This window comes from Janthinobacterium sp. MP5059B, from assembly GCF_001758645.1.
In the GTDB taxonomy this organism is placed as follows: Bacteria; Pseudomonadota; Gammaproteobacteria; order Burkholderiales; family Burkholderiaceae_D; genus Janthinobacterium; species Janthinobacterium lividum.
This window is the reverse complement of the sequence record NZ_LRHX01000016.1, coordinates 1233198-1256953: the sequence shown is the minus strand read 5'-3', so window position 1 is coordinate 1256953 and position 23756 is coordinate 1233198. Positions and strand designations below refer to the sequence as shown.

At 62.8% G+C, this 23756-nt stretch carries 24 protein-coding genes; 20 read left to right on the top strand and 4 right to left on the bottom strand.

The genetic code is table 11. From position 1 onward, the window contains the following. The first annotated feature begins 54 nt into the window (after positions 1–54). The 6 genes from pyrC (at position 55) to JAB1_RS22695 (ending at position 4929) form a co-directional block, all read left to right on the top strand. Complete coding sequence (gene pyrC, locus JAB1_RS22715; RefSeq protein ID WP_034778959.1) at positions 55–1119, top strand: dihydroorotase; 1065 nt, start codon at positions 55–57, stop codon at positions 1117–1119. A 7-nt stretch (positions 1120–1126) separates the two neighbouring features. After that, entirely contained in the window at positions 1127–1945 is an 819-nt protein-coding gene (locus tag JAB1_RS22710) for a DUF3025 domain-containing protein (RefSeq protein WP_070281828.1), read from the top strand. A 1-nt stretch (position 1946) separates the two neighbouring features. After that, positions 1947–2951 carry a Gfo/Idh/MocA family oxidoreductase gene (locus JAB1_RS22705; protein WP_070281827.1) on the top strand — a complete coding sequence of 335 codons (1005 nt, stop codon included), beginning with the start codon at positions 1947–1949 and terminating at the stop codon, positions 2949–2951. Beyond that, complete coding sequence (locus JAB1_RS22700) at positions 2948–4162, top strand: MFS transporter (protein WP_083299856.1); 1215 nt, start codon at positions 2948–2950, stop codon at positions 4160–4162. Before JAB1_RS22705 ends, JAB1_RS22700 begins: the two co-directional genes overlap by 4 nt. Beyond that, on the top strand, positions 4162–4287 hold the full coding sequence (locus JAB1_RS30570; RefSeq protein WP_257217404.1) for a hypothetical protein: 126 nt from the start codon (positions 4162–4164) through the stop codon (positions 4285–4287). The genes JAB1_RS22700 and JAB1_RS30570 overlap by 1 nt, the downstream gene beginning before the upstream one ends. Before the next feature lie 150 nt (positions 4288–4437). Beyond that, positions 4438–4929, top strand: a complete 492-nt coding sequence (locus JAB1_RS22695; protein WP_070281826.1) for a transposase — start codon at positions 4438–4440, stop codon at positions 4927–4929. Positions 4930–5045: 116 nt separating this feature from the next. Here JAB1_RS22695 and recG read toward each other — a convergent pair whose 3' ends face one another. Further along, complete coding sequence (gene recG, locus JAB1_RS22690; protein ID WP_070281825.1) at positions 5046–7148, bottom strand: ATP-dependent DNA helicase RecG; 2103 nt, start codon at positions 7146–7148, stop codon at positions 5046–5048. Positions 7149–7326: 178 nt separating this feature from the next. Here recG and queA point away from each other — a divergent pair, with 178 nt between their 5' ends. The 9 genes from queA to JAB1_RS30010 all read left to right on the top strand — a co-directional run bounded on the left by queA (position 7327) and on the right by JAB1_RS30010 (position 15712). After that, positions 7327–8382 (top strand): tRNA preQ1(34) S-adenosylmethionine ribosyltransferase-isomerase QueA, encoded by a 1056-nt coding sequence (queA, locus tag JAB1_RS22685; protein ID WP_070281824.1) that lies wholly within the window; start codon positions 7327–7329, stop codon positions 8380–8382. Position 8383: 1 nt separating this feature from the next. Then, positions 8384–9523, top strand: a complete 1140-nt coding sequence (gene tgt / locus JAB1_RS22680; RefSeq protein ID WP_034745502.1) for a tRNA guanosine(34) transglycosylase Tgt — start codon at positions 8384–8386, stop codon at positions 9521–9523. 196 nt (positions 9524–9719) lie between these two features. Next, positions 9720–10052 (top strand): preprotein translocase subunit YajC, encoded by a 333-nt coding sequence (yajC, locus tag JAB1_RS22675; protein WP_034778948.1) that lies wholly within the window; start codon positions 9720–9722, stop codon positions 10050–10052. 97 nt (positions 10053–10149) lie between these two features. Continuing rightward, a complete protein-coding gene (secD, locus tag JAB1_RS22670) occupies positions 10150–12015 on the top strand; it encodes a protein translocase subunit SecD (RefSeq protein ID WP_070281823.1) in 1866 nt (621 codons plus the stop codon). Between the two features lie 90 nt (positions 12016–12105). Further along, a complete protein-coding gene (secF, locus tag JAB1_RS22665) occupies positions 12106–13128 on the top strand; it encodes a protein translocase subunit SecF (RefSeq protein WP_034778943.1) in 1023 nt (340 codons plus the stop codon). Between the two features lie 74 nt (positions 13129–13202). Beyond that, on the top strand, positions 13203–13952 hold the full coding sequence (locus JAB1_RS22660) for a hypothetical protein (RefSeq protein WP_139144634.1): 750 nt from the start codon (positions 13203–13205) through the stop codon (positions 13950–13952). After that, complete coding sequence (locus JAB1_RS22655; RefSeq protein WP_070281821.1) at positions 13949–14650, top strand: YafY family protein; 702 nt, start codon at positions 13949–13951, stop codon at positions 14648–14650. Before JAB1_RS22660 ends, JAB1_RS22655 begins: the two co-directional genes overlap by 4 nt. A gap of 74 nt (positions 14651–14724) precedes the next feature. Then, complete coding sequence (locus JAB1_RS22650; protein WP_070281820.1) at positions 14725–15351, top strand: glutathione S-transferase family protein; 627 nt, start codon at positions 14725–14727, stop codon at positions 15349–15351. A 196-nt stretch (positions 15352–15547) separates the two neighbouring features. Beyond that, a complete protein-coding gene (locus JAB1_RS30010; protein WP_175445094.1) occupies positions 15548–15712 on the top strand; it encodes a hypothetical protein in 165 nt (54 codons plus the stop codon). On the opposite strand, the gene JAB1_RS22645 is transcribed toward JAB1_RS30010, so the two are convergent. The 3 genes from JAB1_RS22645 to JAB1_RS22635 all read right to left on the bottom strand — a co-directional run bounded on the left by JAB1_RS22645 (position 15709) and on the right by JAB1_RS22635 (position 17607). Further along, entirely contained in the window at positions 15709–16557 is an 849-nt protein-coding gene (locus JAB1_RS22645) for an HDOD domain-containing protein (protein WP_070254782.1), read from the bottom strand. The two genes, JAB1_RS30010 and JAB1_RS22645, sit on opposite strands and share 4 nt — an antisense overlap. Positions 16558–16842: 285 nt before the next feature. Next, positions 16843–17127: a hypothetical protein gene (locus tag JAB1_RS22640; RefSeq protein WP_034778933.1), complete on the bottom strand. Its 285-nt coding sequence runs from the start codon at positions 17125–17127 to the stop codon at positions 16843–16845. A 45-nt stretch (positions 17128–17172) separates the two neighbouring features. After that, complete coding sequence (locus tag JAB1_RS22635; RefSeq protein ID WP_034778932.1) at positions 17173–17607, bottom strand: MarR family transcriptional regulator; 435 nt, start codon at positions 17605–17607, stop codon at positions 17173–17175. Positions 17608–17738: 131 nt separating this feature from the next. Between JAB1_RS22635 and JAB1_RS22630 the strand changes: the two genes are divergently transcribed. The 5 genes from JAB1_RS22630 to astD all read left to right on the top strand — a co-directional run bounded on the left by JAB1_RS22630 (position 17739) and on the right by astD (position 23746). Next, positions 17739–18683: a helix-turn-helix domain-containing protein gene (locus JAB1_RS22630; RefSeq protein WP_070281819.1), complete on the top strand. Its 945-nt coding sequence runs from the start codon at positions 17739–17741 to the stop codon at positions 18681–18683. 140 nt (positions 18684–18823) lie between these two features. Next, positions 18824–20065 (top strand): acetylornithine/succinylornithine family transaminase, encoded by a 1242-nt coding sequence (gene astC / locus JAB1_RS22625; RefSeq protein ID WP_070281818.1) that lies wholly within the window; start codon positions 18824–18826, stop codon positions 20063–20065. 94 nt (positions 20066–20159) lie between these two features. Then, positions 20160–21191: an arginine N-succinyltransferase gene (locus tag JAB1_RS22620; protein ID WP_070281817.1), complete on the top strand. Its 1032-nt coding sequence runs from the start codon at positions 20160–20162 to the stop codon at positions 21189–21191. Positions 21192–21204: 13 nt separating this feature from the next. Beyond that, on the top strand, positions 21205–22257 hold the full coding sequence (gene astA / locus JAB1_RS22615; protein WP_070254776.1) for an arginine N-succinyltransferase: 1053 nt from the start codon (positions 21205–21207) through the stop codon (positions 22255–22257). After that, positions 22250–23746 carry a succinylglutamate-semialdehyde dehydrogenase gene (gene astD, locus JAB1_RS22610; protein WP_070281816.1) on the top strand — a complete coding sequence of 499 codons (1497 nt, stop codon included), beginning with the start codon at positions 22250–22252 and terminating at the stop codon, positions 23744–23746. Before astA ends, astD begins: the two co-directional genes overlap by 8 nt. Positions 23747–23756: the final 10 nt, after the last annotated feature.

Here is a 23756-nt window from a genome sequence, read left to right as displayed (position 1 = left end):
CCCCGCGGCTGGTAAAATGGCGCTATCCGCAATGACCGCCTGAGAGCAGCCGCCATGTCCACACTCGATCACACCCCAGCCGCCGTTCCATCCTCCATCACCATCACCCGTCCTGACGACTGGCATTTGCACCTGCGCGACGGCGCCGTCATGGCCAGCGTGCTGCCGCACAGCGCGCGCCAGTTCGGCCGCGCCATCGTCATGCCGAACCTGAAACCGCCCGTCACCACCACGGCCGATGCTAGCGCCTACCGCGAGCGCATCCTGGCCGCCGTGCCGGAGGGCGTGAACTTCGATCCGCTGATGGTGCTGTACCTGACGAACAACACCTCGCCCGACGAAATCCGCCGCGCGCAAGATAGCGGCATCGTGCAGGCCGTCAAATTGTATCCGGCTGGCGCCACGACGAATTCAGACCTGGGCGTGACGGATTTGAAGAATTGCTACAAGGTGCTCGAAGTGATGCAGGAAGTGGGCATGCCCTTCCTCGTGCATGGCGAAGTGACGGACCCGGAAATCGACATTTTCGACCGCGAAGCCGTCTTCATCGAGCGCGTGATGCGTCCGCTGCGCAGCGCCTTCCCGGCCCTGTCCGTCGTGTTCGAGCACATCACCACCAAGGATGCGGCGCAGTACGTGGCCGAAGCGGAAGGCCCGATCGCCGCCACCATCACGGCGCACCATCTGCTGTACAACCGCAACGAGATTTTCAAGGGCGGCATCCGTCCCCATTACTACTGTCTGCCTATCCTCAAGCGCGAAGAGCACCGCCTGGCCCTGATGACGGCCGCCGCCAGCGGCGACGAGCGCTTCTTCCTCGGCACCGATTCGGCGCCGCACGCGCAAGGCGCCAAGGAAATGGCCTGCGGCTGCGCCGGCTGCTACACGGCCCTGCACGCAATGGAAATGTATGCGGAAGCGTTCGAGCGGGCCGGCGCGCTCGACAAGCTGGAAGCGTTTGCCAGCTTCCACGGCCCGGCTTTCTACGGCGTGCCGCGCAACACGGACACCATTACCCTGAAGCGCGAAAGCTGGACCTTGCCGGCGTCGCTGCCGCTGGGCGACAGCCACGTGATTCCGCTCAATGCGGGCGAGCAGATCAACTGGAAAATGGTGTAATCACTCCATGCTGCCATCGATAGACTGGACCCGCCCCTGGTTTGCCACGGTGCTGCCGGCGCGACGGCAGCTGGACCTGCAGCGCGACACGGTGATCGCCGCGCTGAACGGACGGGCGCGGGCGCTGGACTTGCGCAATCCCTCCGGCTTGCCGCTGGCCTTCGTGCCGCAAGCGGACCTGCCCGAAGGCGTGGCCTACGAGGAGTTCATCGGCGCGACGGGCGGCGTGCCCACGCGCGACAATCTGCACGATTTTTTCAACGCGCTCGTGTGGCTCACCTTCCCCCGCATCAAGCGGCAATTGAATGCGCTGCAGGCGGCGCAGATCGCCCTGTCCGGCGTCGGCAAATCGCGCGGTCCCGCGCGCGATGGCGCGACGATTTTTGACGAGAATTCCGCCTTGCTGGTGCTGCGCGACAGCGATGCGGGGCGCATGCTGGAAGCGGCGTTGCGCGGGCACGACTGGCGCAGCGCGTTTATCGCGCAGCGCGACAGGTTTGGCGCGGGCGGCGACGCCGATATCTGGCTGTTCGGCCACGCGCTGATGGAAAAACTGGTGGCGCCGCGCAAGGCCATCACGGCGCACACGCGCGTGATCTTCGCCGGCGACGCCTACTTTGCGCTCGACGATGCGGCACGGCGCGCCTGGCTCGACGAGCGGGTGGCGCAAGACCTGGCGCAACAAGGCCTCACCACGGCGGACTTCACGCCGCTGCCCGTGCTCGGTTTGCCCGGCTGGTGCGAAGGCCAGGACGACGACTTTTACAATGACGCGGCGGTGTTCCGCCCGAAGCGCAAGGTGGCTGGCGCAGAAAGAGATCAATAGCATGGAAAATACCGTCCGCTGGGGCATCCTCGGCACCGGAAAGATCGCCCGCGCGATGGCCAATGGCTTGCGCGATGCGCCCGGTGCGCAACTGGTGGCGGTCGCCTCGCGCAGCGAGGCTGGCGCACAGGCGTTTGGCGCCGAATTCGGCATCGCACACTGCCACGGCTCCTACCAGGCGCTGGCCGACGACGCGAGTGTGGACGTGATCTACATCGCCACGCCGCACACCCTGCATGCGGAAAATGCCCTGATGTGCCTGGCCGCCGGCAAGCACGTCGTGTGCGAAAAGCCATTCACCATGAACGCGCGCGAAGCGCAGGCCGTGGTCAACATGGCGCGCGACAAAAAACTGTTCTTGATGGAAGCCATGTGGAGCCGTTTCCTGCCCGCCGTGCAGGAAGCGCAGCGCATCATCGCCAGCGGCGAAATCGGCGTGCTGCAGCAGGTGCAGGCCGACATCGGCTTTGTCGCCAATTTCCCGCCCGAGCACCGTATGTTCAATCCTGCACTCGGCGGCGGTGCACTGCTCGACGTGGGTATCTACCCGCTGTCGATGGCAGCCTTCTTCCTCGGCCCCGTATCGCAGGTGCAGGCACTGGCCGAGCTGGGCGCCACCGGCGTCGATGAGCAGGTGGTGTTTTCGCTGCGCCACGCGGGCGGCGGCACCTCGTCCTGCGCCTGCAGCCTCCGCGCGCAAACGCCAACGGAAATGACCATTTCCGGAAGCTTGGGCCGCATCCGCCTGCCCAACCGTTTTTACAAGCCCGATCATCTGATCGTCGAAACGATGGATGGCGAACGCCGCGTCATCGCCGCGCCGCACCTGGGCAATGGCTACGCGCACGAGGCCATCGAAGCGATGCGCTGCATCCGCGCCGGCCTGCTGGAAAGCCCTGTCATGCCGCACGCCGACAGCGTGGCGCTGATGCACAACCTTGACACCATGCGCGGCCAGATCGGCCTCGTCTACAGCGCCGACCAGGCGTCATCAGGAACTCCATGACATTGCACTCATCCCGTCCCAGCCTGAAAACTGTCCTCATCGCCAGCGGCGTCGTCCTGACCCTGGCGATGGGCGTGCGCCACGGCCTGGGCTTCTGGATGCAGCCGATCTCGCAAGCCAATGGCTGGACGCGCGAAACGTATTCGCTGGCGCTGGCCATGCAAAACCTGATGTGGGGCGTCTTCGGCCCGTTCGCCGGCATGGCGGCCGACCGTTTCGGCACCATGCGCGTCGTCATCGTCGGCGCCATCAGCTACATGGCGGGCCTCGTGTGGATGGCGCTGGTGACGCAACCGACCCTGTTCATCGTCGGCTCGGGCATCTTCATCGGCCTGGCGCTGGCCTGCACGGCCTTTGGCGCCATCAGCGGCATCATCGGCCGCAGCGCGCCGCCCGAGCAGCGCTCATGGGCCTTCGGCATTTCGTCGGCGGCCGGCTCGTTCGGCCAGTTCCTCATGATGCCGGTCGAGCAGCAACTGATTTCCGCCGTGGGCTGGCAAAACGCCTTTTATGTGCTGGCCGCGCTGGTGCTGCTGGCGATGATCCCGATGGCCTTCTATCTGCGCGAGCCGCCCGTCTCGCACGCCAGCGGCCCGCAGCAAAGCGTTGGCGCCGCCTTCAGCGAAGCCATCGCCAGCCGCTCGTTCTGGCTGCTGCTGGCAGGGTATTTTGTCTGTGGTTTCCAGCTGGTCTTCATCGGCGTGCACTTGCCGGCTTACCTGAAGGATCAGGGCCTGATGAATCCGAACATCGCCGTCACGGCGCTGGCGCTGATCGGCCTGTTCAACATCGTCGGCTCCTACTACGCGGGTAAATTCGGCGGGAAAATCGCCAAGCGCTACCTGCTGTCGGCCATCTACGTGACGCGCGCCGTGGTCATCACCGTCTTCCTGCTGGCCCCATTGTCTGCGTGGTCCGTGTACCTGTTCGCCGCCGGCATGGGCGTGCTGTGGCTGTCGACCGTGCCGCTGACGAACGGCATCATCGCCGGGATCTTCGGCGTGAAGCACTTGTCGATGCTGGCCGGGATGGTGTTCTTCTCGCACCAGGTGGGCAGTTTCCTCGGTGCGTGGCTGGGAGGCTATCTGTACGAGCACCAGGGCAGTTACCACGTCGTGTGGATGATCACCATCGGCCTGGGCTTGCTGGCCGCGCTGATCAACCTGCCCATCGACGAGCGCGCCGTCAAGCGCGCGGCGGTGGCCGCATAATGGGCAGCTGGCGCACATGGCTGTGGCGCCTGTTGGGCGCCGCGCTGCTGGCCATCGTCTTCCTGGCCTATCTCCGGCCCGACTTCATGCTCGACCTGGCGAACCGCTTCTGGATGTGCATGTAGGCTGCGCGGGCGCAAGGTAGCTTGCGAAAAGCCGGATTATGCTGGAAGTCGGATTACGCTACGCTAATCCGACCTACCCGACCTGCCGCCGCATATGTGCGTAGGTCGGATTAGGCCGCAAGGCCGTAATCCGACAACACCCATGAAACTATGCGATACCGACGCGCATTCCAGCCAGGCGGCAGCTTTTTCTTCACGGTGGTGACGGCACACCGCCGGCCCGTCTTTGCTTCGGCAACTGCCGTGGATTTTCTGCGGGACGCTTTCCGCGCCGTACGCCATAAGCGGCCATTCGATATCGACGCCATCGTCATCCTGCCCGATCATCTGCACTGCATCTGGACCTTGCCAGATAGTGATGCTGATTTCATGACGCGCTGGAGGCTGATCAAGACATGGTTCAGCAAGCACAGCGATCTTGAAAATGTCTGGCAGCAGCGGTATTGGGAACACGTCTTGCGCGATGCGCGAGACTTTGCCAAGCATGTCGATTACATCCATTACAACCCTGTCAAGCATGGGCTTGTGAGCAAGGTCATGGATTGGCCGCATTCCAGTTTTCACCGGTACGTGGCGTTGGGATGGTGTGCCGCGGATTGGGGCGGGGATGGTGTGGACGTGGCCGGTGTTGGGCGGGAGTGAACGAAGCCAACAATGTTGTCGGATTACGGCCTGCGGCCTAATCCGACCTACCGTTTGCGTATGTGCGTAGGCGTAGGTCGGATTAGCGCGCAGCGCGTAATCCGACAACACCCGATTTACACCTTCAGGAACTCCTCTTTCCCACCCAGCCAGCGCGCCAAATGTGCTTCCACGGTGGTCGCGGCAGCCGCCGTGGTGGCATGCAGCAGGTCGTGCGCCACGTCGCGCGCCTGGTCTACCAGCCATTGATCCGTTTCCAGGTCGGCGAAACGCAGCATGGCCTGGCCGGACTGGCGCGCGCCAAGGAATTCGCCGGGGCCGCGGATTTCCAGGTCGCGGCGGGCGATTTCAAAACCGTCCGTCGTTTCGCGCATGGTCATCAAGCGCTGGCGCGCCACGCCGCCCAATGGACCTTGGTACAGCAGCAGGCAGACGCTGGCGGCCGTGCCGCGGCCCACGCGGCCGCGCAGCTGGTGCAGCTGCGACAGGCCAAAACGCTCGGCGTGCTCGATCACCATCAGCGAGGCATTCGGCACGTCGACGCCCACTTCGATGACGGTGGTGGCCACCAGCACGTGGATATGGCCGGCAATGAAGGCGTCCATCACCTCCTGCTTTTCCGCCGGTTTCAAACGTCCGTGCACGAGGCCCACCTGCAGCGCGGGCAAGGCTTCGGCCAGCATCATGCAGGTGTCGGTGGCTGTCTGCAGCTGCAGTGCTTCCGATTCTTCGATCAGGGGGCAGACCCAGTACACCTGCCGGCCCTCCAGCGCGGCCGCATACACGCGGGCGATGACTTCGTCGCGCCGGTTCTGGTCGATGGCGCGCGTGACGATGGGACTGCGTCCCGGCGGCAGTTCGTCGATCACCGACACTTCCAGGTCGGCGTAATAGGTCATGGCCAGGGTGCGCGGGATGGGCGTGGCCGACATCATCAACTGGTGCGGCACGGCCGCGCTGTCGCCCTTGTTGCGCAGGGTCAGGCGCTGGCCCACGCCGAAGCGGTGCTGCTCGTCGACGATGACCAGGCCAAGTTTGGCGAACAGCACGTTATCCTGGATCAGCGCATGCGTGCCGATCACCAGCTGCGCTTCGCCCGATTCGATCAGGGTCAGTGCCGCCGTCTTTTCCTTTTTCTTCAGGCTGCCCGTCAGCCAGGCAACCTTGACGCCTAGCGGCTCCATCCAGGCGGCGATCTTGCGGAAGTGCTGTTCGGCCAGAATCTCCGTGGGCGCCATCAGCGCCGCCTGGTAACCGCTGTCGATGGCTTGCGTGGCGGACAACGCCGCCACCACCGTCTTGCCGCTGCCGACGTCCCCTTGCAGCAGGCGCTGCATCGGATACGGCTGGCGCAGGTCGGCGCGGATTTCAGCGAGCACGCGCGCCTGCGCGCCCGTCAGCTTGAAGGGCAGGGCGGCGCCAAAGGCATCCGACAGCGTGCCGACGATGGGCAGGGAAGCGGCGCCTTTCGAGCGGCGCGCGCGCTGGGCGCGTTTCAGCGACAGCTGCTGCGCCAGCAGCTCATCGAACTTCATGCGCACCCAGGCCGGGTGCGAGCGGTCCATCAGCGCGCTTTCATCGATGTCCTGCGGCGGATAGTGCAGCAGGTGCACGGCGGCCCGGAAAGGCGATAGCTGCATGTCGCGCAGCAGATGATCGGGCAAGGTATCCTGCCAGTCGATGCGGCGCATGGCGTCGGCGATTTCGCGCCGCAAGACGTGTTGCGACAGGCCTTCGCCGGACGGATAGACGGGCGTCAGGGCCGTGGGCAGCGGCGCGCCCTCGTTGACCACCTTATACGTCGGGTGCACCATCTCGGCGCCGAAGAAGCCGTGTTTGAGTTCGGCGCGCGCGCGTACCCGCGTGCCTTCGGCCAGCTGCTTGACCTGGCTGCCGTAGAAATTCATGAAGCGCAGCAGCAAATTGCCCGTTTCGTCGGCGATCGTCACCAGCAATTGCTTGCGCGGCTTGAAATTGACTTCGCACTTGGTGACGACGCCTTCCACTTGCCACGACTCGCCGCCGCGCAGGCAGGCGTCGCGTATCGTGTAGACCTTGGTTTCATCCTCGTAGCGCATCGGCAGGTGCAGCACCAGGTCCATATCCGTGCGCAAGCCCAGTTTGGCCAGCCGGCTTTCCGTGCTGACCACTTTTTTGACGGCTTTCGGCTTCGCGGCCGGCTTGGCTGCGGGAGGAAGATCGGGCTTGGGTTCGGACATATCGGAGATTTTTGTGCCGCTAGCGTAAAATAGAGGGTTGTCCGGCACACCCTGTGCGTACCGCAGTTGTAAATTGTTGCGGCGGATTATTGTAATGCCTGTATAGGCGCACAGTATAGTGCCAGATGTTCCATTGCGCACTCCTAATCATTTTTGATGTACTTTTGAAGCAAAACGCATGTATTCGCTTTCCGATTTCGATTTTAATTTGCCGCAAGAAAACATTGCGCAAACTCCGTTGGCCGAGCGCAGCGCCTCGCGCCTGTTGCATCTGGACGGCGACGCCCTGGTCGACCGTCAATTCGCCGACATCGTCGGGCTGTTGCAAGCGGGCGACCTGCTGGTGATGAACGATACGCGCGTGCTCAAAGCGCGCTTCTTTGGCGTCAAGGAAAGCGGCGGCAAGATCGAGGCGCTCGTCGAGCGCGTGCTCGATGACCGCACCGTGCTGGCCCAGGTGCGCGCGTCGAAATCGCCGCCGCCCGGCTGCCGCATCCGCCTGGCCGATGCCTTCGATGTGACGGTGGGCCAGCGTGCCGGCGAATTCTTTACCCTGCATTTCGAGGCCGATGTGTTCGAGCTGATCGAGGCGCATGGCCGGCTGCCGCTGCCGCCGTATATCGAGCACGATGCGGACGAATTCGACGAGACGCGCTACCAGACCGTGTTCAACAAGGTGCCCGGCGCTGTCGCCGCGCCGACGGCCGGCCTGCATTTCGACCAGGCCCTGCTTGATCAATTGAAGGCCAAGGGCGTCAATTTTTCCTATGTGACCTTGCACGTGGGCGCGGGTACCTTCCAGCCCGTGCGCACGGAAGTGCTGGCCGAGCACAAGATGCATACCGAGTGGTACACCATGCCGCAGGAAACCGTCGACGCCGTGCGCGCCGCCCAACTTGCCGGGCGCGATGTGGTCGCCGTCGGCACGACCAGCCTGCGCGCGCTGGAGTCGGCCTCGCAAAGCGGCCAGCTGGTGGCTGGCAGCGCCGATACGGCCCTGTTCATCACGCCCGGTTATGCGTTCAAGACGGTGACACGTTTGATCACCAACTTCCATTTGCCGAAATCGACCCTGCTGATGCTGGTGTCGGCCTTTGCCGGCTATGAGCCGATCCGCAGCGCCTACGCGCATGCGATCGCGCAGAACTACCGTTTCTTCAGCTATGGCGACGCGATGCTGCTCACCACGCAATCGCGCGCTGCGCTGAACCTTGATACTCCCGTGAAAGACTGACATGCTGGAATTTACATTACTCAAGACCGACACGAGCGGCCTGACCAAGGCACGCCGCGGCACCTTGAAACTCAACCATGGCGTCGTGCAGACGCCGATCTTCATGCCAGTGGGCACTTACGGCTCCGTAAAAGCCATGTCGCCGCTGGAACTCAACGAGATCGACGCGCAGATCATCCTGGGCAACACGTTTCACCTGTGGTTGCGTCCTGGCAACACCGTCATGGAGAAATTCGGCGGCTTGCACGGTTTCATGGGCTGGAACAAGCCGATCCTGACGGATTCGGGCGGCTTCCAGGTGTTTTCGCTGGGCGCCATGCGCAAGATCACGGAAGAGGGCGTGCATTTCAATTCGCCCATCAACGGCGATAAACTGTTCCTCTCGCCGGAAGTGTCGATGCAGGTGCAGCGCGTCCTGAATTCCGACATCGTCATGCAGTTCGACGAATGCACGCCGTACGAAATCCAGGGCCGCCCGGCCACCATCGAGGAAGCGGCCAAGTCCATGCGCATGTCGCTGCGCTGGGCGCAGCGCTCGAAGGACGAGTTCCACCGCGGTGAAAACCCGAATGCGCTGTTCGGCATCGTGCAGGGCGGCATGTTCGAGATGCTGCGCGACGAGTCCCTGGCCAAGTTGGAAGAGATCGATTTCCCCGGCATCGCCATCGGCGGCCTGTCCGTCGGCGAACCGAAGGAAGACATGATGCGCATGCTGGCCCACGTGGGTCCGCGCCTGCCGGCCAACAAGCCGCATTACCTGATGGGCGTGGGCACGCCGGAAGACCTGGTGGCGGGCGTGTCGAACGGTATCGACATGTTCGATTGCGTCATGCCGACGCGTAACGCCCGCAATGGCTGGCTGTTCACCCGTTTTGGCGACATCAAGATCAAGAACGCCAAGTACAAGGAAGACCAGGCGCCGCTCGACGAGACCTGCAGCTGCTATGCCTGCCGCAATTTCTCGCGCGCGTATCTGCACCATTTGCACCGCTCCAAGGAAATCCTCGGCGCGCGCCTCAATACCATCCACAACCTGCATTATTATCTGGACTTGATGCGCCAGATGCGCGAGGCGCTGGACGAAGACCGTTTCCACGCGTTTACCCTGCAATTCCATGCGGAACGCGCACGCGGAACTTAAGAAAAGCTTAGCTTGATGGCTGGCGGCAGCATGGCCGGAAGTTTTGTGTATTGGTGCTTGGACTGGGGCGATAAAGCATTGCATAATGCTTTTTTAGCCCCATTTAAAGTTGCCATGGCTGCAATTCGGGTTATGACGTATAGCCAATGCTAGAATACAGCGCTATTTTTTCAAACTGATTAGAACTGGAGTCACCGTGTTTTTCATTTCCAACGCTTATGCGCAAGCCCCAACCGAAGCCCTGGGCCTCGGCGGCAACCTGACCAGCTTCCTGCCGCTGGTATTGATGTTCGTGGTCATGTATTTCCTGATGATCCGCCCACAGCAAAAACGCGCCAAAGAACAACGGGCGATGATGGACGCGCTGGCCAAGGGTGACGAAGTCGTCACCGCCGGCGGCATGCTGGGCCGTGTTGTCAAGGTAGTGGACGCTTACGTCACCATCGAAGTGGCGACCGGCACCGAAGTCACGGTGCAAAAGAGCTCCATTACCACCTTGCTGCCTAAAGGCACCCTGAAGGCACTGTAATTCCTCGCTGTCATTGCTTCGGCAATGATAGACCCGGGGCGGCTATCGGCCGCCCCTCGGGACGCCTCCGACGCTCAACACTGAACGCTGAATCACTATGAATCGCTATCCTGCCTGGAAATACATCATCATCGTCGTCGCCTTATTGCTGGGCGCACTCTATACGGCGCCCAATTATTTCGGTGAATCACCGGCGCTGCAAGTAACCAGCGGCAAGTCGACCGTCAAAGTGACGGGCGATCTGATGACGCAAGTCGAGCAAATATTGACGAAAGAGAACGTCAAGTCGGAAGGTGTCACCATGGATGGCACCGGCAACCTGGCCTCCGTGCGCGTGCGTTTTGCCGATCCCGATACCCAGTTCAAGGCAAAGCTGGTGCTGGAAAAGGATCTCAATCCTGATTCCACCGATCCCGCGTTCATCGTGACGGTCAACCTGCAAGCCAATACGCCGATGTGGATGCAGAAACTGCATGCCTTGCCCATGTTCCTGGGCCTGGACTTGCGCGGTGGCGTGCACTTCCTCATGCAGGTCGATGCGAAAGCCGTATTGAACAAGAAAGTCCAGGGCGTCCAGTCCGCCGCGCGTAGCGTGTTGCGCGACAAGAATATCCGCCACGCCGGCATCGAGCGCGTGGGCGACAGCGTGCAGATCAACTTCCGTGACGCGGAAACGCGCCTGAAGGCAAAGAATGTGTTGTCCGACCAGATGACGGAGCTGGCGTTCGCCGATGCGGGCGAAGGCAGCGACCTGAAACTGAACATCACCCTGAAGCCGGCCGCCCTGAAAGCGACCATCGACGAAGGCGTGAAACAGAATATCTCGACCCTGTCCAAGCGCGTCAACGAGCTGGGCGTGGCCGAGCCGCTGATCCAGCAGCAAGGTCCTGACCGCATCGTGGTGCAATTGCCTGGCGTGCAGGATGTGGCCCGCGCTAAAGCCATCATCGGCCGCACGGCGACCCTGGAAGTGCGCCTGGTCGATGAAACCATCGTGCCTGGCACCGAACTGTCGAGCGCTATTCCATTCAACTCGGAACTGTTTACGGTTGGCAAGGGTGTCCCTGTCGTGCTGGCGAAAGACGTGATCCTGACTGGCGACTATATCTCCAGCGCCACGGCCAGCTTCGACCAGAACCAGCAAGCGGCCGTGTCGATCGACCTGAACGGCGACGGCGGCCGCAAGATGCGCGAAGCGACGCGCGAACGCGTGGGCAAGCGCATGGCCATCGTGCTGTTTGAAAAGGGCAAGCCGGAAGTGCTGTCGGTCGCGACCATCCAGCAGGAACTCGGTTCGCGTTTCCAGATCACCGGCATGGGCGGCGCGGAAAACGCGAATGAACTGGCGCTGCTGCTGCGCTCGGGCGCCCTGTCCGCACCGATGACCGTCATCGAAGAACGCACGATCGGACCGCAGTTGGGCGCGGAAAACATCGCCAAGGGCTTCCACTCGACCTTGTACGGCTTCATCGCTATCGCCATCTTCATGATCGCCTACTACATGCTGTTCGGCGCCTTCAGCGTGCTGGCCCTGGCCGCCAACCTGCTGTTGCTGATCGGCTTGCTGTCGATGATCCAGGTGACCCTGACACTGCCAGGTATCGCCGCGATCGCGCTGGCGCTGGGTATGGCGATTGACGCCAACGTGCTGATCAATGAACGTATCCGCGAAGAGCTGCGCGCTGGCAATACGCCGCAAGCGGCGATCGCTGCCGGTTTCGACCGCGCGTGGGCCACGATTCTCGATTCGAACGTGACCACCCTGATCGTCGGCCTGGCACTGCTGGCCTTCGGCAGCGGTCCCGTGCGCGGCTTCGCTGTTGTGCATTGCCTGGGTATTCTGACCTCGATGTTCTCCTCCGTGTTCGTGTCGCGCGGCGTGGTCAACCTCTGGTATGGCCGCAAGAAAAAGCTGACGACCTTGTCGATCGGCACGGTGTGGGTGCCGGGCACCAGCAAATAAGCGACGGCCCAGCCTTACCCAATAGCGTCAACAGCGATAGCGTCCGGTGGCACAGCCGCCGGACGCACAGAATAGAACTCAGAGGATTTCATGGAATTTTTCCGGATCAAAAAAGATATTCCCTTCATGCGCCATGCGTTGATTTTCAACGTGATTTCGGCGGTGACCTTCCTTGCCGCCGTCTTCTTCCTGGTGCACAAGGGCTTGCACCTGTCCGTGGAATTCAAGGGCGGCACCCTGATGGAGGTGAAGTACCCGAAGGCGGCCAACCTTGAAGGCATACGCGGCACCCTGATCGGCATGGGCTACGAAGAGCCGGGCGTGACCAGCTTCGATACGGCGCGCGACGTGATGATCCGCCTGCCGGTGGAAAATGGCGTCAGCGCCGCGAACACCTCGCAGCGCGTGTTTGAAGCCTTGTGCAAGGCCGAGCAAGGCACGACCAAGGGTATCGATACCGTCACCGAAAAGGGTGAACACGTCATCAAGAGCGCCTGTATGGACGCGGCCGGCAGCGAAGCGGTCGTCTTGCAGAAAGTCGAATTCGTCGGCCCGCAAGTGGGCGAGGAACTGGCGCAGAATGGCTTGAACGCGCTGGTGATGGTGATTCTGGGCGTGATGATCTACCTGGCCATCCGCTTCGAGTGGAAATACGCTGTCTCGGCCATTATCGCCAACTTGCATGACGTGGTGATCATCCTGGGCTTCTTCGCCTTCTTCCAGTGGGAATTCTCGCTGACGGTACTGGCGGCGATCCTGGCGGTGCTCGGCTACTCGGTCAACGAATCGGTGGTGATCTTTGACCGTATCCGCGAAAACTTCCGCAAGCAGCGCAAGGCAACCGTGCATGAAGTGATCGACAGCGCGATCACCAGCACCATTTCGCGTACCATCATCACCCACGGCTCGACCCAGATGATGGTGCTGTCGATGCTGGTCTTCGGCGGCCAGACCCTGCACCATTTCGCACTGGCGCTGACCATCGGTATCTGCTTCGGTATTTACTCGTCCGTGTTCGTCGCGGCCTCGATCGCCATGTGGCTGGGCGTCAAGCGCGAAGACTTGATCAAGCCGGTCAAGGAAAAAGACGAAACCGACGGCGCCGTGGTGTAAGCGCAGGTTTTTTTGCAGGTCGAATGAAGAACGATCACCGTTTGCGGTGGTCGTTTTTTTTATGGCGGATGATGATGAAGCGTTTTTTATGGGCAGGTGTGATGGCGGGCGTGACGGCGTTGGCCGGCGCCGCCGATTTCAGCCGCGGTGGCAGTGACAGCATCGCCATGCGCGGCCCGATTGCCGAGGGCGACGTGGACAAGCTGCGGCTGCTGGCCGCGCCGGGTATGACGCTGTTGCGCGTGAATAGCGACGCCGGCGATCCGCTGGCGGCGATGCAGCTGGGTCGCCTGGTGAGCCAGCTGCGGCTCGATATCGCCATCGACACCGTGTGCGCCGGCAGCTGCGCGCTATATGTCTTCCCGGCCGCGCGCCGCAAGCACATTCCGGCCGATGCCGTGCTGGCGCTGCAGGAATCGGCCTTCCTGCGCGCGCAGGCGAACCGGGCGAGCATGCGGCGCAGCCTGGTTGAAGCGGGCGTGGCGGCCGAGGACCTGGACAGCGAAACGGCCGTGCTGGCTGCCCAGTTGGCGCAGACGGCGGCGCTGGAGGCGGCATTTTCCGCGGAGCTGGGCATTGTCCCCGCCTTTTACCGCGACTTCCGGCAAGTGGCAATGCAGGCCGATAGCGTGCGCCTGCGTTTTCCCGACCAGGAGGCGGCCGTCTACTGGTGGCCGGCCGCCGCCCGGCTGCAGCGCTGCTACGGCATCGCCGGCGTGGACGAGGGGACGCGCGCGGCGCGCCTGGCGCCCGACGGCTATCTGTACGTGCCGGCCCTGTCGGCCCTGGTCATGGGCGACCAGGGCTTGCAGGCCTGTCCATGAGCCGCAGCGGCCGTCTGTTCCTGTTGATGGACGCGATGCGCGCCAGGCGCGTGCCCGTCACGGCGGCCCAGTTGGCGCAGCAGCTGGGTGTTTCCGAGCGCACGATCTACCGCGATATCCAGACACTGGCCGAACTGGGCGCGCCCTTGCAGGGCGAAGCCGGCATCGGCTACGTGCTGCGCCGCGGCGCCTTCCTGCCGCCGCTGATGTTCGGCGCCGATGAACTGGAAGCGCTGGTGCTGGGCGCGCGCTGGGTGCGCCGGCAGGGCGATGCGGGCCTGGCGCAGGCGGCCAGCAATGCCCTGGCCAAGATCGCGGCCGCCTCGCCACGCGATTTGCGCGACAACATGGCCGAGACCAGCTTGTGGGTGCCGCTGGGGCGTCCCGCCGACGGCACGCAGCCGGCTGACCGCTACGTGCAGCCCGTGCGCGAAGCGATCCGCTACGAACAGAAAATCACGCTTGCCTATCAGGATGAGCATGGCAGCGCCACCTCGCGCACGGTGTGGCCGTTTGCCCTGGCCTTTTTCGAAGGCAAGCGCCTGCTGGCTGCCTGGTGCGAACTGCGCGGCGACTACCGGCATTTCCGCATCGACCGCATCGCCAGCGTACAGCAGCATGAGGAGCGCTATCCCACGCGGCGCCATGTGCTGCTGGAGGCCTGGCGCAAGGCGCATGATATCGATCCTGAATCCTGATTTGCGCTCCTGACAAAAACTGTCAGTGCCTGGGCCTACGATGGTGGCTTCTTCACTCACCGGAGCCATCTATCATGCGCCTGTACCACCACCCCATGTCCTCGAATGCCCGCCGTGCCCTGATGACGGCGATCCACCTCGGCTTGCCTCTGGAACTGGCGGAAGTCGACCTGATGAATGCGGACGACCGCCGCCGCCTGGCCGAGCTGAACCCGAACGGCAAGGTGCCCGTGCTGGCCGATGGCGCTTTCCTGCTGTGGGAATCGTGCGCCATCATGCAATACCTGGCCGAGCAGGTGCCGGGCCAGACGATTTATCCGCAGGCGCCGCAAGCCCGTGCCGACGTCAACCGCTGGCTGTTCTGGGCCGCGCAGCACTTCGCGCCCGCCATCAGCGTGCTGGCCTGGGAACGGGCCTGGAAAGGCATGACGGGCAATGGTCCGGCGGACCCGCTGGAAGAGGCGCGCGGTGAGCGCGACCTGCATGAATGCGCCGTGGTGCTGGATGCGCATCTGGCGGAGCGCAGCTGGGTCAGCGGAGACGATGTGACCCTGGCCGATTTTGCCGTGGCCGCGCCGCTGATGTACAGCGAGGCCGTGCGGCTGCCGCTGGCGCAGTATCAGCACATCCAGGCGTGGTTTGCCCGCGTGCGGCAGCTGCGCGCCTGGCAGGAAACGGAGGTGGAGCTCTTGCCGGGCTAATGTGCGCGCTAAGTGTGCCAGCGCACGGAGCTGGTGCGGCACAGCGCATAAGATAGGGCTGTCTCTTTCAGGACATCCCTAGCTTTGGACTTTACCCGCTTTCGAGCGGGTTTTTTTTGTCCGGCGTTGGAAGGTGGCTTGATAATTTGATACTTGCTGCACATATGGGGCCTATCCCACTGCCAGCAGGTACGCCATGTTCATGCCACGCCATCCGCAACCCCTGTTGAGTACCAAGGCGGTTGCCACGCAAGTCGCCCAGCAAAAGCAGGGAACGCCGGCCATGGACAAGCATGTGCTGATCGTCGATACGCCCAAGCCGGCGGCACCTCCGCCAGCGAGCAAGAAGCCTGCAGCTTAGTGTACGAGCACCTTCAGCAGCGACTGCACTTCATCGTCCGATTCTTCCATGATGCTCGACAAGGTCGCATCGTCGCCGATCACGCAATCGATGCTGCCGGCAGCCCGGGCGGCGCGCACGGCGATGGCGGCCGGGCTTTCGTTGAGGGGCGAAGAAACGGGCGCCAAGTCATTCGCCAGCAGCAGGGTGTCGCCCAGCGATTCGGGCGGGATGGCGCGCAGACCTTCCCACAGCGCATCGATGGCCCCCATCACCGCTTCCGGCACCTTCAGTTTGGTCAGGACGCCATGGCCGATGGCCTGTTCGCCATGTTCGACCCAGTCTTCCGGTTCACCGTCGAGGATGCCGGGGAATTCGGCCGCGCGCGACAGCAGATAAAACCCGCCCACTTCATGCATGATGCCGGCAAACAAGGCCGTATCAGGGTCCACCCTGGTGACGCGGCGGGCCAGCACTTGCGACAGGGCCGCCACGTGGGCCGTATGTTCCCACAGCTGGTTGGCCTTCGCTTGCAGCACGGGATCGGTAATGGTGCTGCCCAGCTGGCGCACGATCAGCGATGCCACCACTGATTGCAGGGTGCGTACGCCGAGCCGCTGCACGGCGTTGCGCACGCTGGTGATTTCATTGCCGGAACGGTTGAACGCCACGGAATTGGCGATGGCCACCGTGCGCGCGGCCAGCAGCGGGTCGGCCTGCACCAGCTTGGCGGCGGCCTCGATATGGCAGTCGGGATCGGCCAGCGCCTCTTGCAGCTTGAGCGAAGCGTCCACATTGGCAGGAAAGGTCAGCTCGCCACGAGCGGCTTGTGCGGCGATGCTTTTAAAGGCGTCGAGTCTGTTCATTGAAAAAATTATACTCGCAATATTTCCGTGCGGAACTTTTTAACCGTGATCTTTTCGCAAACAGCCGAGCAAAAGGCAAGCAAAGCCCCGTAAACGCAAAATGGGCACGCGTACAGTCGAGGCGTGCCCATTTTGAACGACGAAATTCCGAACGCTTAACAAAACCATCGCGAGCGGATGGGATTTGTGGCCGAGAAGCGCAACCGTACTTTAGTACGGGGGCGCCGAGCCGGTGAGCATCGCAGGCCGCAAAGCGCACCGCGCAGCAGGTACTGTCAAGTGCTACTACAGAGATTCGCTGAAGATGGCGTCGCAGCCCTCAACGAGTTCATCGCTGTCTTCCAGCTCATCCGTCAAACCCAGGTCGAACAATTCCTCGACGGCGTTCATGAAGCTGTTGTGCTTGGTGGCGCCGATCAGGCGGTAGATTTCGCCGTCTTCGTTGCGCACGCCGATGATCAGTTTTTCCTGGCGCACCAGTTCCGGCGTGCTGGCGTTGAGCAGCAGGTTGCCGATGATGTGTTTATCGAAATGAGCGGGTTTTTTGCCTTCGAGCAGTGAGGTTTTCAACTTGGTTTCCTTTGTCTTGTTTGAATGTCTGTGCTTGGTGAATGGTCAGCCGTGGCCGTTGGCGATGGCGTGTTTCAAGCCCGCCAGGGTAGTTTCCAGCCGCATGAAATCGTCTTCGGTATAGCCGTCGAACAGGCGCTGGCCCTGCCTTGTCAGTTTGGGGAACACGTCATGGAACACCTGTTCACCCTCGCAGCTCAGGCGCACATAATAGGAGCGCTTGTCGCGTGGACAACGTTCGCGTATCACCAGCCCCTTCTGTTCCAGCCGGTCCACCACGCCCGTCAAGGTACCCTTGGTAATCAGGGTTTTCTGGCCCAGTTCCTTGTAGGACATGCCGCAGGTGTTGCCGAGCGTGGCAATGATGTCGAATTGCGCATGCGTCAAGCCGTACTGGCGCACGAAGTCGCTAGAAAACCGCTCGAAGCCTTGCATGCATTCGGCCAGCAGCCGGATACTTTTTAAATATCGTTCACCCATGGCAGTGATTATATCCTTCCGCCCCGCTTTTTTCCGCCGCGTCAGGATGCGTCCTTGCATGAGGGGCTGGAGGGGGCGGAAGTCCGGTATCATGTGGGCAACTCAGCCCTTGCCCCTGGCCCGCCTCGCCGATGTCCTTCGCTAATCTTTCCCGTATCGGCCTCGACAAACCGCTGCGTTTGCTGCTGGTCCATGCCGGCGATGCCGAGTCGATCACCTGGGCCGGCCTGGTGCAGCCGCTGCGCCTGTGCGCGCGGGCGCTGGGGCCGGACGCCCTGCAACTGGAGGTGCGCACGCCGGAGCAGGTGGCTGCGCAGGGCGGCAACTGGCATATCGCGCTGCTGGTGGCAGATGAAACGGAAGCGCCGCTGCGCGCCGAGCTGTGCCGGGCCGTGATCGAGCGCTGCCGCTCGGCGCCATTCTGGGGCGGCGTGGGCGCGGCCGTGCTGTGGCTGGCCGACGCGGGCGTCATGGATGGCGTGCGCATCGCCTTGCCGTGGGCCCTGTACGCGGACGCGGAAGCCAAGGCGGAACGGGCCATCCTGACGCCGCACCTGTTCGATATCGACGGCCCGCACATCACGTGTTGCGGCGGCGCTGCCAGCATCGACTTTTCGCTGACCCTGATCGAAACCATCTTTGGTGCCGACGTGCAGGCGCTCGTCAAGGAAGCGTTGTGCGTGGACAAGGTGCGCGGCAAGGAAGAGCGCCAGCGCGTGGCCCTGCAGGCGCGTTTCGGCGTGCTGCAGCCGAAATTGTCCGAAGCGGTGACCTTGATGGAGGCCAATATCGAGGAACCGCTGTCGACCGACGACATTGCCAGCCTGGTGGGCCTGTCACGGCGCCAGCTCGAGCGGCTGTTCAAGCAATACCTGGGCAGCCTGCCGTCGCGTTACTACCTGGAATTGCGCCTGCAGCGCTCACGGCAACTATTGCTTGATACACATTATTCCATCGTGCAAGTAGGCCTGATGTGCGGCTTTTCTTCCGGCTCGCACTTTTCCACGGCCTTTGGCACCCTGTTTGGCAATACCCCGCGCGAAGAGCGCCAAAGAAAGCTCATGCCTCCGGCTTGATTCAGGCAAGCCCGTCGGTGATGAATTGTGAAAATCCTTGTCGCAGATTCAAAAGAGTTTTAGCATCCCGCTTTTTATAATGCAGTACACACGTAGCTGTCGTAGCTGCGGAGTACCTAACATATTGATGGGGAAATGCTATGAATGCCAAGCTTGATTCGACCGTAACGGCTCGTCCAGTCACCCGGGAAACCTTTGACCAGGTCCTCGTTCCTACCTACGCTCCCGCTGCCATGGTACCCGTGCGCGGTTCCGGACTGGACCTGTGGGACCAGTCAGGCAAGCATTACCTCGATTTCACCTCCGGCATCGCCGTCAACAGCCTGGGCCACTGCCATCCGGCCCTGGTCGACGTGCTGACCAAGCAAATCAATAATTTGTGGCATTTGGGCAACGGCTATACCAACGAGCCTGTCCTGCGCCTGGCGCTGGCCCTGACGGAAGCGACCTTCGCCGACCGCGCCTTCTTCTGCAACTCGGGCGCGGAAGCCAACGAAGCGGCCCTGAAACTGGCGCGCAAGTACGCCCACACCAAGTTTGGCGCGCACAAGTCGCGCATCATCTCGTGCTTCAGCTCCTTCCACGGCCGTACCCTGTTTACGGTCTCCGTCGGCGGCCAGGCCAAGTACACGGAAGGCTTCGAGCCGCTGCCGCCATCGATCGACCATATCGCCTACAACGACATCGAAGCGGCGCGCGCCGCCATCGGCGATGACGTGTGCGCCGTGATCGTCGAGCCGGTACAAGGCGAAGGCGGCGTGGTGCCGGGCAATCCTGAATTCCTCAAGGAATTGCGCGCCCTGTGCGACAAGACGGGCGCCCTGTTGATTTTCGACGAAGTCCAGTGCGGCATGGGTCGCACTGGCGCGTTGTTCGCCTACATGGGCTACGGCGTCACGCCGGACATCCTGACGGCCGCCAAGGCGCTGGGCAACGGCTACCCGATCGGCGCGATGCTGACCACGAATGAACTGGCGCAGACCCTGGCCGTCGGCACCCACGGCACCACCTACGGCGGTAACCCGCTGGCCGCCACCGTGGCCTTGACCGTGCTGGAAACGATCAACACGCCGGCGTTCCTGGCCCGTGTGAAGGAGGCGAGCATCAACACCATCGCCATGCTGCAAGGCTTGATCACGGATTATCCGCAAGTGTTCTCCGCCGTGCGCGGCAGCGGTTTGCTGCTGGGCCTGGTAGTCACCGATGCCTACAAAGGCCGCGCGAAAGACATCCAGAAAGCGGCCGAAGCGCAAGGCTTGATGGTGCTGATCGCCGGCATGGACGTGGTGCGCCTGGCGCCGGCCCTGATCGTCTCGGACGAGCAGATTGCCGAAGCGGGCCGTCTGCTGCGCGTGGCCATCGACGGCATGCTGAAAGCCTGAGGCTAGCCTCGCTCCCTGTTTGATCACCGGCCCGCCGCTTTGCTGCGGGCCGGCTTGGTTCTACCCCAGCATCGTCAGCATTGAAGGAGTACCCATGTATGTTGTCCGTCCGGTAGAAATTGCGGATATTGCAGCCCTCGAAGCGCTGGCCGCGGTAACCATGCCGGGTGTCCATACCCTGCCGAAGACGCGCGAAAAAATCGCCGCCTCCGTCGAGCGCTCCATCGCCTCGTTTGCCGCCCATGTCGACATCCCCAGCGAAGAGTCGTATCTCTTCGTGCTTGAATCCCTGCTCGACAAGAGCATCGCCGGCACGGCCGCCATCTTTGCCTCGGCCGGCTCGAACGGCACCTATTTTTCCTTCCGCAACGACGTCATCCAGCAAGTCTCGCGCGACCTGAACATCAGCCACAGCGTGCATGCGCTGACCCTGTGTTCCGAGTTGACGGCGTACTCGCAGCTGTCCGGTTTCTACGTGCGCAACATGGAGCAGGCGGGCCTGGAAGCGGCCCTGCTGTCGCGCGCGCGGCTGCTGTTCGCCGTGCTGGCGCCGCACCGCTTCGGCGACCGCTTCTTCGTGCCGCTGGCCGGCATCACGGACGCCAACGGCCAGTCGCCGTTCTGGGATGCGCTGGGCCGCAAGTTCTTCCAGATGGATTTCCTCGATGCCGAAAAAGTCATCGGCGGTGCGCGCAACCGCACCCTGATCGTCGAACTGATGCCGCACTACCCTGTCTACGTGCCGTTGCTGCCTGGCGATGCGCAGGCGGCCATGGGCCAGATCCACCCGAGCGGCGAACTGGCTTTCAATTTGCTGACGGAAGAAGGTTTTGAAGCCGACGACTACATCGACATCTTCGATGGCGGCCCGATCCTGCAGGCGCACAAGCATGCGCTGCGTTCGTTTACGGGCTCGCTGACGCGCCGCGTCGTCGCTGGCGTCACGCCCAGCCGCACGGGCCTGAAAGTCAATTATGCGGTCGCTTCCGGCGCCGAGCGCAATTTCCGCGCCGTCACCTTTGCCTGCGATGCGCTCGAAGCGCAGGACAGCATCGGCTTGCCGGCCGATCTGCTCGAAGCGCTGGCCGTGGCCGAAGGCGACAGCGTCATTTGCGTGCGTATCTAAGGGAGTTAATTTTATGCTAGTAGTACGCGCCATCAACGCCAATGACCTCGATGCCCTGTATGGCCTGGCCAGCCAGGTCGGCACCGGCATGACCACCCTCAAGCCGGACATGAAAATGCTGGGCGACCGCCTGGCCATCGCCTGCGCCTCGTTCGCCGAAACCATTCCGCCCGAAAAACGCGACTACATGTTCGTCATGGAGGATACGGATACGGGCCGCCTGGCCGGCGTCTGCGCCATCAAGGGCGCCGTGGGCCTGGAAGAACCGTTCTATAACTACCGCATCGGCACGCTGGTCCATTCCAGCCGCGAGCTCGATGTATTTACGCGCATGGAGACGCTGTACCTGTCGAACGACCTGACGGGCAGCACGGAACTGTGCTCGCTGTTTTTGCACCCCGACTACCGCAGCGGCAACAACGGCAAGCTGCTGTCGAAAAGCCGTTTCCTGTTCATCGCCCAGTTCCCGCAGCTGTTCACGGAAAAGCTGATCGCGGAAATGCGCGGCTACCAGGCGCCGGACGGCAGTTCGCCGTTCTACGAAGGCCTGGGCCGCCACTTCTTCAAGATGGATTTCCACCACGTCGACGACTTGACGAGCCTCGGTAAAAAATCGTTCATCGCCGAACTGATGCCGCGCCAGCCCATGTACGTGGCCTACCTGCCAGACGAGGCGCAGGAAGTCATCGGCAAGGTGCATCTGAGCACGGCGCCCGCGCGCCGCCTGCTGGAACAGGAAGGCTTGCACTTCGAAGGCTATGTCGACATTTTCGACGCCGGTCCCGTGCTGCAGGCGCGCGTGTCCGAACTGCGCGCCATGCGCGACAGCATGCCGGCCGTGCTCGACGCCGAGGCTGCGCCTGAAGTGTGCGGCGACGTTGCCCAGGCCGAGCCTTACCTGGTGTCGAACACCGACCTGAAAGATTTCCGCATGATCGTCACCAGCGCCAATCCGCACAGCGGCAAGATCGCGCTCGATGACGATGAACTGCATCTGCTGCGCTGCCATCACGGCGACACCGTGCGCACCTTGTCACTCAACCCGAGGAAGCATCCCCATGTCTAAATCGTCGAACCTTAATTCATCTACCGCAGCATCGAACTTCATCAACGGCGCCTGGCTGCCAGGCACGGGCCGCGAACTGGTCACCATCGATCCGTCGAACGGCCAGCAAACCTGGGCCAGCCTGGAAGCGACGGAGCGGGAAGTCGAACAGGCTTGCCAGGCCGCCCGCGCCGCCTTTGACGCGTGGGCCGACACCCCCGTCGACGAACGCATCGCCATCTGCGTGCGTTTTCGCGAACTGCTGAAGGAACATGCGGAAGCGCTGGCGCTCTTGATCTCGGAAGAAGTGGGCAAGCCGTTGTGGGAGTCGCGCACGGAAGTGGCCACCATGGCCAACAAGATCGATATCTCGGTGCAGTCGTACAACGCGCGCACGGGCATCACGCAAAGCAAGATCGCCGATGGCGACGCCGTGCTGCGCCACCGTCCGCATGGCGTGTTCGGCGTCTTCGGCCCGTACAATTTCCCTGGCCACCTGCCGAATGGCCATATCGTGCCGGCCCTGATCGCCGGTAACACCATCGTCTTCAAGCCCAGCGAGTATGCGCCGCGCACGGCCGTCAAAACCGTGCAGCTGTGGCAGCAGGCCGGCTTGCCAAATGGCGTGGTCAACCTCGTCAACGGCGGGCGCGACACGGGCGTGGCGCTGGGCGCCAATCCACACCTCGACGGCGTGCTGTTTACGGGTTCCTGCCAGACGGGCATCAGCCTGCACCGCCAATTCGGCGGCCAGCCGGGCAAGATGCTGGCGCTGGAAATGGGCGGCAACAATGCCCTGGTCGTATGGGACGTGAAGGATGTCGACGCGGCCGTGCACCACGCGATCTTCTCCGCCTTTGTCTCGGCCGGCCAGCGCTGCACGTGCGCGCGCCGCCTGGTGGTGCAGGACAATGCTGCGGGGTCTGCCTTCGTCGCGCGCCTGGTGGAAGTAGCCGCGAAACTGGGTATCGGCGCCTCCGACGCCCAGCCGCAGCCGTTCATGGGTCCCGTGGTATCGAGTGCCGTGGCCGCGCGCCTGGTGCAGGCGCAGGCGGACATGGTCGCCAAGGGCGGCGCCACCTTGCTGCAGATGCGCCAGCTCAACCCGCAGGCGGGTTTTGTGACGGCAGGTATCGTCGACGTTACCGCTGCTACCGGCATCCCCGACGAAGAATGGTTCGGCCCTCTGCTGCAGGTGATCCGCGTGGCCGATTTCGATGCGGCCCTGAAGGTTGCCAATGCCACCGAATTCGGCCTGGCCGCGGCGCTCCTGTCGGACGATCCGGCCCTGTGGCAAACGTTCCAGACGCGTGCGCGCGCCGGCATCATCAACTGGAACCGTCCGACCACGGGCGCGGCCAGCACGGCGCCGTTCGGCGGCATCGGCAAGTCGGGCAACCACCGTCCGAGCGCCTATTACGCGGCAGATTACTGCGCCTACCCGGTCGCTTCGATCGAGAACAGCGCGCTGGAAATGCCGGCCAAGCTGTCGCCCGGCCTGAGTTTTTAAATTTTAAGGA